Source organism: Pseudoalteromonas sp. Hal040 (genome assembly GCF_037162425.1).
GTDB lineage: Bacteria > Pseudomonadota > Gammaproteobacteria > Enterobacterales > Alteromonadaceae > Pseudoalteromonas > Pseudoalteromonas gelatinilytica.
The window spans coordinates 3,461,988-3,474,288 of sequence record NZ_JARLUU010000001.1; the positions used below are offsets into that span (position 1 = coordinate 3,461,988).

General features: G+C 42.1%; 12 protein-coding genes and 1 pseudogene. 12 read left to right on the forward strand and 1 reads right to left on the reverse strand.

The annotated features are described in order from the left end of the window. The first annotated feature begins 21 nt into the window (after positions 1–21). The 12 genes and pseudogenes from ubiE to P4S60_RS16240 all read left to right on the forward strand — a co-directional run bounded on the left by ubiE (position 22) and on the right by P4S60_RS16240 (position 11,508). Complete coding sequence (gene ubiE, locus P4S60_RS16185; protein WP_063700994.1) at positions 22–777, forward strand: bifunctional demethylmenaquinone methyltransferase/2-methoxy-6-polyprenyl-1,4-benzoquinol methylase UbiE; 756 nt, start codon at positions 22–24, stop codon at positions 775–777. Between the two features lie 28 nt (positions 778–805). Beyond that, a complete protein-coding gene (locus P4S60_RS16190; protein WP_337116610.1) occupies positions 806–1,411 on the forward strand; it encodes a ubiquinone biosynthesis accessory factor UbiJ in 606 nt (201 codons plus the stop codon). A 17-nt stretch (positions 1,412–1,428) separates the two neighbouring features. Beyond that, the gene (gene ubiB / locus P4S60_RS16195; protein ID WP_337116611.1) at positions 1,429–3,030 is read left to right on the forward strand and encodes a ubiquinone biosynthesis regulatory protein kinase UbiB; all 1,602 of its coding nucleotides are present in this window, start codon (positions 1,429–1,431) and stop codon (positions 3,028–3,030) included. 78 nt (positions 3,031–3,108) lie between these two features. Next, positions 3,109–3,348 carry a Sec-independent protein translocase subunit TatA gene (gene tatA, locus P4S60_RS16200; protein WP_063700991.1) on the forward strand — a complete coding sequence of 80 codons (240 nt, stop codon included), beginning with the start codon at positions 3,109–3,111 and terminating at the stop codon, positions 3,346–3,348. A gap of 5 nt (positions 3,349–3,353) precedes the next feature. Continuing rightward, complete coding sequence (gene tatB / locus P4S60_RS16205; protein WP_105173902.1) at positions 3,354–3,686, forward strand: Sec-independent protein translocase protein TatB; 333 nt, start codon at positions 3,354–3,356, stop codon at positions 3,684–3,686. A gap of 50 nt (positions 3,687–3,736) precedes the next feature. Next, entirely contained in the window at positions 3,737–4,477 is a 741-nt protein-coding gene (gene tatC / locus P4S60_RS16210; RefSeq protein WP_063700986.1) for a twin-arginine translocase subunit TatC, read from the forward strand. Further along, positions 4,478–5,011, forward strand: coding sequence for a hypothetical protein (locus P4S60_RS16215; protein WP_337116612.1), 534 nt, complete (start codon positions 4,478–4,480; stop codon positions 5,009–5,011). Further along, positions 5,011–5,793 (forward strand): TatD family hydrolase, encoded by a 783-nt coding sequence (locus P4S60_RS16220; RefSeq protein ID WP_337116613.1) that lies wholly within the window; start codon positions 5,011–5,013, stop codon positions 5,791–5,793. Before P4S60_RS16215 ends, P4S60_RS16220 begins: the two co-directional genes overlap by 1 nt. 1 nt (position 5,794) lies before the next feature. Then, positions 5,795–7,033: a 7TMR-DISM family protein gene (locus P4S60_RS16225; protein ID WP_337116614.1), complete on the forward strand. Its 1,239-nt coding sequence runs from the start codon at positions 5,795–5,797 to the stop codon at positions 7,031–7,033. Beyond that, a complete protein-coding gene (locus P4S60_RS16230) occupies positions 7,017–7,652 on the forward strand; it encodes a GGDEF domain-containing protein (protein ID WP_337116615.1) in 636 nt (211 codons plus the stop codon). Before P4S60_RS16225 ends, P4S60_RS16230 begins: the two co-directional genes overlap by 17 nt. Positions 7,653–7,665: 13 nt before the next feature. After that, positions 7,666–8,676 carry a porphobilinogen synthase gene (gene hemB / locus P4S60_RS16235; RefSeq protein ID WP_062566302.1) on the forward strand — a complete coding sequence of 337 codons (1,011 nt, stop codon included), beginning with the start codon at positions 7,666–7,668 and terminating at the stop codon, positions 8,674–8,676. A 133-nt stretch (positions 8,677–8,809) separates the two neighbouring features. Next, positions 8,810–11,508 (forward strand): annotated as a pseudogene (locus P4S60_RS16240) (ExeM/NucH family extracellular endonuclease). A gap of 256 nt (positions 11,509–11,764) precedes the next feature. Here P4S60_RS16240 and P4S60_RS16250 read toward each other — a convergent pair. Continuing rightward, positions 11,765–12,181, reverse strand: coding sequence for a hypothetical protein (locus tag P4S60_RS16250; protein WP_337116617.1), 417 nt, complete (start codon positions 12,179–12,181; stop codon positions 11,765–11,767). Between the last annotated feature and the right edge of the window lie 120 nt (positions 12,182–12,301).

Here is a 12,301-nt window from a genome sequence, read left to right on the forward strand (position 1 = left end):
TTGCCACGATAGAGATTAATCATGAACGAGAATCAAGAAAAGACCACGCATTTTGGCTATAAAACCGTTGCTGAAAACGACAAAGCATCAATGGTTGCAGATGTATTCCACTCAGTCGCTGCAAAGTATGACGTAATGAATGATCTTATGTCGTTCGGTATTCATCGTTTATGGAAACGCCAAACTATTGCAAGTTCTGGTGTTCGTAAAGGTCACTATGTATTAGACCTTGCTGGCGGTACAGGCGATTTGACCGCTAAATTTAGTCAGTTAGTTGGTGAAACGGGTCAAGTTATCTTAGGCGATATCAACTCTTCAATGCTGAAAGTTGGCCGCGAGAAACTGCGTAATCTTGGTCGTGTTGGCAATATTGAATATGTACAAATGAATGCTGAAGCATTGCCATTTCCTGACAACAGCTTTGATTTAATTACGATTGCCTTTGGTCTTCGTAACGTGACCGATAAAGATAAAGCACTTCGCTCAATGTATCGTATTCTTAAGCCGGGCGGCCGCTTACTTGTGCTTGAGTTCTCGAAACCAGAACACGAAGCGCTAAGCAAAGCCTACGACTTCTATTCATTCAATATCTTACCTAAGATGGGTCAGTTAGTGGCAAATGACAGCGAGTCTTACCAATACCTTGCTGAATCAATCCGTATGCACCCAGATCAAGAAACATTGAAAGGTATGATGGAAGATGCCGGTTTTGAACAAACGAGCTATCAAAATCTAACTGGCGGTATTGTTGCCCTTCACCGTGGTTTTAAATACTAGAAATTCTGTAAAGTAAGTAGGTAACGCGATGTTAGCAAACGCTCTGTTATCACTCGTCGAACGAATCATTAATCAATTGCTGCCGCTAGACCCCCAGTTAAAGGGCAAGCTTGCAGCAATTGCTGATAAACAGCTGCTGATTGAAATTCGTGATTGGCAACAATCCATTTTGTGCGTTTACAGCGACGAGCAAATTCACTTATACAGCACGCAAGAGCGCAGTTTTGACTGCATGATCAGCGCCGATATCAACACCTTGTTGGCCCTTAAAGATCCATCAATGCTGACGCAACTAATCCGTCAAGATAAGCTTGACCTACAAGGCGATTTAAATCTTGCGCAAGGTTTTAGCAATGCGTTTGCAAAGCTTAATATTGATTGGCCAGAGCATTTATCGCGTTACATTGGCGATGCGCCAGCCCAGCAGTTATGGCTTTCTTTCCAAGCCCTAAAACGTCGTGGTTCACAAACAAAAAGTAAGTTAGAAAATACCCTAACAACACTTTGCCAAGATGAGCTATCAGTGACCATTCACCCACTAGAACTTGCTGAATTTAAACAGCAAAATCGCCAATTAAAAAGCCAAGTATCTCAGTTAGAGATGCGAATTAACGCGCTGTTACAGTCTCGCTAATGCGCTAAGGAACTTGTGTGTCGTCTGCTCGCCTTTATTACATCACTAAAACACTCCTGAGCTATGGCTTAGACGAATTAATTCCACGTAAGCGAGTGCCTTGGTTTGCAAAGCTTGCCCGTGGCAGCTTATTTTGGTTACGTAATCAACATAAAGATAAACCTGCTGGTATGCGCTTGCGACTTGCTTTGCAAGAGCTTGGCCCGGTGTGGATCAAGTTTGGCCAAATGCTATCGACACGCCGTGATTTACTGCCGCATGATGTCGCATTAGAGCTTGCCTTATTGCAAGATCAGGTTGAGCCTTTTGAAGGTGAACTTGCTCAGCAGCTTATTGAAAAAGCGCTTGGCATTAATGATATCAGTGAGTTGTTTAGTGATTTTTCGCAAACACCTTTGGCATCAGCATCGATTGCACAAGTTCACACGGCAACCTTAATTGATGAACATGGCACACCTCAAGATGTGGTGATTAAGGTCATTCGCCCTAACATTAAAGAGCAAATTGATGCCGACTTAATGCTAATGCAAAAAGTCGCACGCTTAGTGGCTAAGTTATTAAAAGAAGCGAAACGTTTACGCCCAATTGAGGTAGTAAACGAGTACAAAAAAACCTTGCTGGATGAGCTCGACTTAATGCGTGAAGGGGCGAATGCGATTCAGCTACGCCGTAACTTTGAAGATTCAGATTCTCTCTACATTCCTTTTGTTTACAGTGATTATAGCCGCAGTAATGTATTAGTAATGGAGCGTATTTACGGTATTCCAGTATCTGATACCGACGCATTGCTGGCACAAAATACCAATATGCAGCTGCTGGCTGAACGCGGGGTTGAAGTGTTTTTCACACAAGTTTTCCGTGACAGTTTTTTCCATGCAGATATGCACCCGGGAAATATCTTCGTGTCTCGTGAAAACCCTCATAATCCAAAATACATCGGCATCGATTGCGGCATTGTCGGCACCCTTAACCGTGAAGATAAACGCTATTTAGCAGAGAACTTTATTGCCTTCTTCAACCGTGATTACCGCCAAGTCGCGCAACTACACGTAGATTCTGGCTGGGTGCCAGCCGATACCAGTATTGAAGAGTTTGAGTTTGCGATTCGTACGGTTTGCGAACCCATTTTCAATAAACCGCTTGCCGAAATCTCGTTTGGCCATGTGTTAGTAAACCTGTTTAATACGGCTCGTCGCTTTAATATGCAAGTTCAACCGCAATTAGTGTTACTGCAAAAGACGCTGTTGTATGTTGAAGGCCTTGGCAGACAACTGTATCCGCAGCTTGATTTATGGAAAACCGCTAAACCTTTTCTAGAAGATTGGGTCAAAGAACAAGTTGGTCCGCTTGCAGTAATGAAAAAAATGTATGCGAACTTGCCATTTTGGGCAGAAAAAATGCCTGAATTACCTGATTTAATTTATCAAAACTTAAAACGTCAGCAACAACCTGTACAATTGCCAGCGCCGCAATCAGCTAAACCTTTGTTACTTAGCATCTTTGCGGGTAGCTGTTTGATTGTTTCAGGCTTATGTTATTTACAGCATGACTTAGTCGCCAGTGCAATTACGGCAGGCTTTGCTGTCGTGGGCTTTATCGCAGCATGGCGCGGCGCATAAACTAAGTGCTATTTATGTTTTGGTGAGTATAATCGAGACAAGTCTATTCAATAAATTTGATAAAAAACGGAGTAACCCATGGGTTTTGGTGGTATCAGTATTTGGCAATTAATCATTATTTTGGCAATCATCGTTTTGTTATTTGGCACAAAAAAACTTCGTGGCATCGGCGGTGATTTAGGTAGCGCGGTAAAAGGCTTTAAAAAAGCCGTGTCTGACGATGACCAAACTAGCGCTAAAAGCGAGCAAATAGAACAAGCTTCTAACACGCAAAGCAAAGAAACCGTAGAGAAAAGCAAAGACGACCATAAGGCTTAATCAACATGGGGATGTGGGAACTTGTTGTCGTACTGATCGTGGGTCTGATTGTATTAGGCCCAGAGCGCTTGCCTGTGGCAATTCGCACAGTGAGCCGCTGGGTAAAAACATTAAAGTCAGTCGCCAACTCAGTGAAAGCTGAAGTGAACGAAGAACTCCGTATCCATGAGCTTCATGAAAATTTAAAAAAAGCAGAGCAACAAAACTTGCAAGAACTCTCGCCTGAGTTGCAAGACTCTGTAAACGAACTTCAAAAGGCTGCTCAGTCAGTCACCCACAGTTACAAGAAAGACACGCCTGAAAAAGCAGAAATTAATAATAATGACGAAAAAAAGTGAATTTAAACTCTGCTTTTGTGGTCAATAACAACGATGATGAATAGTAAATTATGACCGAGCAAGCTCACACAGGCTTTGTTGGCCACTTAATTGAGTTACGAAACAGACTCATGAAAGCTTTGTTAAGCATTTTGCTAATATTTATCAGCTTGGTGTATTTTGCCAACGATATTTATAGCTTTGTTGCAGCTCCACTTATTGCAAACTTGCCTAGCACAGCCACCATGATCGCAACGGATGTCACAGCACCCTTTTTTGCGCCGTTTAAACTCACCTTATTTGTGGCGTTATTTGCTGCTATTCCTATGATACTGCATCAAGTTTGGAGCTTTATTGCACCTGGCTTGTATCAACATGAAAAGCGTATGCTGATGCCTATTTTGGCCTCTAGTATCTTGCTATTTTATAGTGGTATCGCATTTTGCTACTTTGTAGTGTTACCGATTATTTTAGGGTTTTTCACCAACACTGGCCCTGATATGATGACATTAGCACCAGATATTAGTAGCTACTTAAGTTTTGCTTTAAAACTGTTTTTTGCTTTTGGTATTGCGTTTGAAATACCTGTTGCCATCATGCTGTTATGCTGGAGTGGCGCAACAACAACGAAAAGTTTAAAAGAAAAACGACCTTATATCGTGGTAGGTGTATTCGTGGTTGCCATGTTCTTAACACCTCCTGATGTACTGTCACAAACATTACTAGCATTACCCATGCTGTTATTATTTGAATTAGGCTTAATTTTGGCTGCATTTTATACCGCCAAACCTCAACAGGAATCAGAGGAATAAATGAAAAAACAACTCATTCCATTCGTTGCACTGTTAACGATTACTGGCACTGCGCAAGCAAACGAAGTTAACTTACAAGCATTACAAGCCTGTACTTTTGTTGAAAATGATTTTAACCGTTTACTTTGTTACGACAACGTAATGGCGGGTAAATCACTTTCTAAACCGGCTACAAAACAACAAATTGAACAACCTGCAGCAAGCTCTGCAGCGCCTGTTGCAGCAGCACCTGTTGCGGCAGCAGCAAGCACACAAATTGTAAAAACAAAAAATGAAGACTTTGGTTTAGAGCACAAAGAAGTTGCGAAAGTAAATGATGACCAAATTAGCGCTATCGTAAAAAGCGTGAAAAAAGCCCCTTACGGTGAGCTCATCATCGAACTTGATAATGGTCAGCAGTGGCGTCAAGTTGGTTCTGATAGCCTACGTCTAAAAGAGCAAGATGTTGTCGTTATTGAACGTGGCGTTTTCAATTCTTTCCTATTAAAAGTTGAAGGCCAAAACCGTTCGATTCGCGTTAAGCGCACTAACTAATGAGCATTTCGCTGGTTGATGCTGGCGTCAACTTAAGCAATCATCAATTTGATGATATTCATGAAGCTGTGTTACAACGTGCCGCTGAGGCAAATGTAACACAGCTGCTTCTTATTGGCTGCGATCTGCAAACTAGCCAAGCCTCTCTTAACCTCGCCAAACAGTTTAAGCAATTTTGCACTGCGGGGGTTCACCCTCATGACGCAAAAACCGCAGATGACCACCTTGAAGAACACTTAACAGCACTAAGCCAAAATCATGAAGTAGTTGCTATTGGTGAATGTGGTCTCGATTACAACCGTGATTTTTCTCCTCGTGATGTGCAGCGCAGTGTTTTCAGACGCCAATTGCAGCTTGCTAAGCAGCTGAATATGCCAGTGTACTTGCATGAACGAGATGCCAGTGAAGACATGTTGGCAATCTTGAGTGACTTCAAAGTACGAGGTGTATTGCACTGTTTTACGGGTGATGAAAAAGCGCTCCAAAGCTACCTAGCAATGGGGCTTTATATCGGTGTTACTGGCTGGGTATGCGATGAACGCCGCGGTGAGCAACTGCAAGCCTTGGTGCCGGCAATCCCTTTGAATCGCTTGTTAATTGAGACCGATGCGCCCTTTTTAATACCAAGAAATATTCGACCAAGACCAAAGTCTCGTCGCAACGAACCTCAGAACCTTCCTTATGTATGTCAGCAAATTGCTGATTTAAAAGGCTGTGAATTTACTGAAGTGGCAAAACAAACTACACTAAACTTTCAGCAATTATTTTCCATAAAGGGTTAAGATGAAGCGCCTATGGTCACTATGTGGCGTACTCTTCGTTGTTTTATTTACTCCTTACTTACTGGCTAACCCTGTTGTTGTTAGCTCACAATTTAAGTCTCAACATACGTTACATGTTGAGTACACCCTTGATCCTATTACTCAACAACAAGCCTTTAGCAATACAAATGTAGTTTGGCAGGCTAGCAAAGGTGAAACCTTAAATCTAGGTATGACTTTAAAGCCTCTATGGCTCAAGCTATCGATAAAAAACACCTCTTTAGATGATGTACCGCTGATATTCTCGATAGATAACCCTTTACTCGATGAAGTGAGTGTCTTTCATCTACAAGGTGGGCATGTGTTATTTAACACAAAAATAGGTGATGCCGTTCCTTTAGCCAATCGACAAATTAAAAATGAATCGCTGTTAGTCTCATTAACCATCCCAAAAGCCAGCCATTCAGAGGTGTATCTCAAAGTTAAAAACAACGGCGGCTTAAGAGTGCCTCTCAGTCTCTGGAAACCCTCAGAATACCTAAAGCATAAAAGTAAATTTAACTTATTGTACGGTTTATTAGTCGGCTTTATTTTATCGCTAGCGCTCACTAACTTAGTGCTTTATGGTTTTTCTAGACGCCGCTATTTCGCCTACACAGGATTATTACTTACCTTGCTGTGGCTGTCGTTAGCGTATCTTTATGGCTTTGGTTATCGCTACCTGCAACCGAGCGGCTCATCGTTTCAACAGTTGACTATTCCGACTCTATTCTTTATCTGTGGTGCGTTATTTGTGCCATTGCAAGGGTATATATTCGGCTTTGCCAAATCTCGCTTAAATCGTTTTCAGTATTGGTTAGCCTGGATCGTGGTGCTTGTCACCGTAATAATGTGGTTCTTACCAATTCATATTGCAATTACACTGTGCTTGTTAAGTTTACCTGTGGTGCTCATCATCTTTGCAGGCATTGCTATTAAACAGTTTAATCGTGAATATAAACAACCTTGTAGCGCTTTTCTAATTGCCCTATTCGCATTTTTCTGCGCCATTATTTACAGTGCACTTGGGGTGTTTAACCCGTTTAATTTAAATATCGGCGTGCTTTCACTCACCTTCATTTGCTTTTTGGTTTGTAGCTTAAGTTTAAGCTATGCAGTTATAAAACTGTTTTTGATGCAGCGCGATGCCGAAGTCGCAGCTGCAACAAAATGCATTAGCAGAAAGCAAAGCAAAAGATACCTTAATGCGCGAGCGCCTTGAACTGCAAGAACAAGCACGCCAAGACCTTGAAGCGAATATCGAAGAGCGTACCTTTGAGTTACAAGTGACATTACGCGAGCTTGAAGAGAAAAACCGTGAGCTTGAACAACTTAATATGGAAGACGCGCTGACAAAAACCAAAAACCGCCGTTACTTCGATAAAAAGCTACTGATGGATATTCGTCGCTCGCGACGTGAACAAACACCTTTAGCCATCATCATGTTAGATATTGACCATTTCAAAGCAATTAACGACACCTATGGTCATTTAACCGGTGATCAAACCATTCAATCTGCCGCCGATGTCATTAAACAGCACCTGAAACGACCTCTCGATGAAGTGGCACGTTATGGCGGCGAAGAGTTTGTGGTGTTGTTGCCTAATACACCACTGGCAGGTGCCTTAGAAATTGCCGAACAAATACGCAAAGCCGCAGAAAATACTGATATAATAGTTGCCGGAACAACGATTAAATTTACTTTGAGTGCAGGTGTGTACAGCGCAATTGCTGAAGACATTAATAACCCAAGTTTATTCACTGACTATGCCGACAAAGCCTTATATCATGCCAAGCAAACAGGTCGAAATCGCGTAGTGAGTTATCCTCTACCAGACTAGGAGTATACAAAGCATGGCCCAATCAGGACTCGACCTTTTCCCTTATACACGTATGCGCCGCATGCGTCGTGATGACTTCTCTCGTCGCTTAATGGCTGAAAACCAACTAACTGTTAATGACCTTATTTTTCCTGTATTTGTGTTAGAAGGTAAAAACCGCCGCGAAGCCATTGAGTCTATGCCTGGCATTGAGCGTCTTTCTATCGATTTACTACTTGAAGAAGCAAAAGAACTTGTTGAATTAGGTGTGCCAGCAGTGGCGATTTTCCCAGTAACACCGAGCGATAAAAAATCGTTGCTGGCTGAAGAAGCCTATAACCCAGATGCATTAGCACAGCGCACTGTTCGTGCACTTAAAGAAGCTTTTCCAACCCTTGGTGTGATCACTGATGTGGCACTTGATCCGTTCACTGTGCATGGTCAAGACGGTATCATTGATGAAGATGGTTATGTGATTAACGATGTAACAACTGAAATCTTAGTTAAACAAGCGCTATCGCATGCCGAAGCGGGTGCGGATGTAGTCGCACCTTCAGACATGATGGATGGACGCATTGGTGCTATTCGTGAAGCACTTGAAGCCGAAGGTCATATCCACACTCGTATTATGGCTTACTCTGCAAAATACGCTTCAAGCTACTATGGCCCATTCCGTGATGCGGTAGGCTCTGCAGGTAACTTAAAAGGTGCCGATAAAAAGACCTATCAAATGGACCCGGCCAACTCAGATGAAGCTATTCGTGAAGTTGCCCTCGATCTGCAAGAAGGCGCAGACATGGTAATGGTAAAGCCTGGTATGCCATATTTAGATGTTGTACGTCGCGTAAAAGATGAGTTTGGTGTACCTACATTTGCATACCAAGTAAGCGGTGAATATGCCATGCATAAAGCGGCCATTGATAACGGTTGGCTTGCAGAAGAAGCAATAATCATGGAGTCATTATTGGCATTTAAGCGTGCTGGCGCCGATGGCATCCTGACATATTTTGCAAAACAAGCAGCAATTTGGTTAAAAAATAACTAATCTAAAGCAAATGTTCTAAAAATTGGTAATTATTCCGATTTTATTAACATTTTGTATTTAATTTGTCATAGATTTTTCTTAAAGTACTGTGTCCCATATTGGGACTTTTATAATACATACACGGGAAAAAATAATGATAAATACAAAATTAACGCCGCTCGCGCTTGTGATCGCAAGCTTGAGCGCGCCTGCTTCTGCCAACCTAATCATCTCTGAATACGTTGAAGGAAGCTCTAACAATAAAGCGGTAGAGCTTTATAACACGTCTGGTGCTGATCTATCGCTTGACGGTTACACCATCTCTTTATACTCAAATGGTAATGGCGACCTTGCTGCGCCAAACAACACCTTAGCGCTAACCGGTACACTTGCTGCAAATGCAACTTACGTTATTGTTAACGCAGGATCTGCTGATGAACTAAAAGCAAAAGGCAACACCGAATCAACTATCACTTATTTCAACGGTGATGACGCATTAGTACTAACTAAAGACGGTGCAATCGTTGATAGCTTTGGTCAACTTGGTGTTGATCCGGGTTCAGCATGGGATGAAGGCGGTGTTTCTACACAAAATAAAACGCTTCGCCGTAAAGCAACTGTGACTACAGGTCGTACAGATGCAACATCAGCATTCAACCCAAGCGATGAGTGGGAACAATTCGACCAAGACGATTTCAGCAATATTGGTTTATACGGTGATAGCACAGAGCCAACACCTGAACCAGATCCAGTGACACCGCTTGAGTGTGGCGCAACAAAAACGTTAATTAGCGCAATTCAAGGTGAAGGCAGCGACAGCCCGCTTATTAACACTGAAGTTGAAGTTGAAGGTGTTGTTACAGCTGACTTCCAAGGTGATGATCAACTAAAAGGCTTCTTCATTAGCTCACTTACTTCTGATGTTGACACAAACCCACTTACTTCTGAAGGTGTATTCGTTTATTTCGCAGATACTGATGTTGCTGTAGGTGACCACGTACGTGTTAAAGGTAGCGTGGCAGAATACTACAGCGCAACACAACTAGGCGATGTTAGCCAAGTTGAGATCTGTGCAACCGGCTTATCGACAGATGCAACCGCTATCACTTTACCAGTTACTGACGTTGCAGACCTTGAAGCCTATGAAGGTATGTTAGTAACCATCGCGCAACCTTTAGTAGTTAATAATAACTACGGTCTTGGCCGCTATGGTGAAGTTGACTTAGGTACTGAGCGTTTATACCAAGGTACTCAAGTGGCGCTACCAGGTGATGCAGCGAATGCGATTGAAACTGAAAACCTGAAAAAACAAATCTTAATCGACGATGGTTCAACAAAACAAAACCTTGATCCAATTGCCTACCCAGGAACGGGTCTTGATGCCTATAACACATTACGTTTAGGCGACACTGTAAATACGATTACTGGTGTAATGGGTTACAGCTTTGACCGTTACCGCATTCACCCAACAGTGAAGCCTGAATTCACAGCAACTAACCCTCGTACAGATGCTCCAGAGCTTAACGAAGAAGCTGATCTACGTGTAGCGAGCTTTAACGTATTAAACTACTTTAATGGCGACGGCCAAGGTGCAGGCTTCCCGACTAGCCGTGGTGCAGACAGCGAAGAAGAGTTTATCCGTCAGCAAGCTAAAATTGTCAGTGCAATTACAGCCATCAATGCAGATGTTATTGGCTTAATGGAAATCGAAAACGATGGTTTCGGTGAAAATAGTGCCATTGCAAGCCTAGTAAAAGCACTGAATGACGAAGATGCAGAAAACACCTACGCATTTGTTGATTTTGGCGTTGACCAAATTGGTACTGATGCAATCACAACAGCACTTATTTATCGCTCAAATAAAGTATCTGAAGTGGGTAAAGCAGCTCATACAACTGTAGAACCTTTTGATTACAGCAATCGTCCACCTATTGCGCAAAGCTTCCAATCTCTTGAGAGCGAAGAAATCTTCACAGTTGCAGTTGCACACTTAAAATCAAAGGGCGGCTGTGGCAGCGCTGAAGGCAACAATGCTGACTTAGGCGATGGCCAAGCATGTTGGAATGAAATTCGTGTTGCGGGTGCAAATGCGTACGCGGATTGGTTAGCAACTTACCCAACTGAAGTTGAAGATGAAGATATCATCCTAGTGGGTGATATGAACTCTTATGCAATGGAAGATCCTATCCGTGCATTCGCAGATAAAGGTCTTAAGAGTGCAGTAGCTGAACTAGACGGCGACACACTAGGTTACTCTTATAGCTTCTCTGGCCGCATTGGTAGCCTTGACCACGCACTAGTATCAGAGTCTATGCTAGGAAAAGTTGTTGCTGCATCAGATTGGCACATCAATGCTGACGAACCAATCAGCTTAGATTACAACCTAGAGTTTAAGTCTGATACACAGCAAGCTAGCCTGTATGCAGACAACGCATACCGCGCATCTGATCACGACCCTGTGATTGTTGATATCCAATCTGCAGAGCCTATTCCTGCAGAGCAAGCGCCAGTAATCGAAGCAAGTCAATCATTCGAAATCGTAGAAAACAGCGAAATTGGCGCAGTGATTGGTCAACTTGTATTCTCTGATGGCGACGCTGATTACACGCCAGTAGTAAGCTTTAGCATTGAAGGTGAGCATGCTGATGTTATTGCAATCAGTGCAGCGGGTGAAATCACTGTAGCTAAAGCACTCGACTTTGAAGAAGAAGACAAGCTTACGCTGATGATGTAACTGAAGAAGTTGAAGAAGATGAAACAGAAGAAGAGTCAAAAGATGATGATTCTGGTTCATTTGCTTGGTTAAGCTTACTTGCTTTACCATTTGCACTACGTCGTCGTATGAAAAAATAAACGACGCTATATATAAATAAGGCCGCTTTCGCGGCCTTTTTTATTTCTGTTCACATAATTTAGCATTATTGAGACTGGCTATTATACCAATCCGCTTAATTAAGTAGTCTATTTTGAGGCAATGAAACCTCGTTGATAACAAGGCAAAAATTTCGTTATTTAGTTGTTCTAAATGAGAAATTTTTAACGCAGTTAGCGACAGGTTTAATCCCTCAAAATGATTAAGTATTATTGCGGGTTGGTATTAGTAGTCGTATTAAGCTTTACATTCAAGGTGTGGTTTGATGGTACAGCCTACACTCGACTTATATAGCTTAGTGATATCAGCTTGTTGCTGCTCATCTACCTGCCAGTTCATAAACTGATATGACTTGCCATTTTGCAAGCTGATTTTAAATACGGTGATGAATGCCACTTGGTTAAACTCAACAGCCAGGATATCTTCAGCATTGATATAACGCTTACCAAATCCGCGCGAATAACAAATACCCGCTTTATAGCAGTGTAAAAAGCGTACTTGTAAGAAGTTTAATACGGTAATAAATAAAAGGGCTGGCAGCATCAACATCAAGAGCGGAGCGCCCAGCAAAGTAACGCTTAATGCAACAAGAATAGCCAATGCTATCTTGCTTCCCTGTAGAGTCCAATTGGGACTTAACTTAATCGTTTTCATGAAAATGTTTCTTTAGTTGTAATATTTAATAAGCAGACGTTTAATACAAAATGATTAAAAATCATTTAATCTGCGATTCTACACAGGGTAAAAAAGGTACACAAGGTACAAAAAAGCACT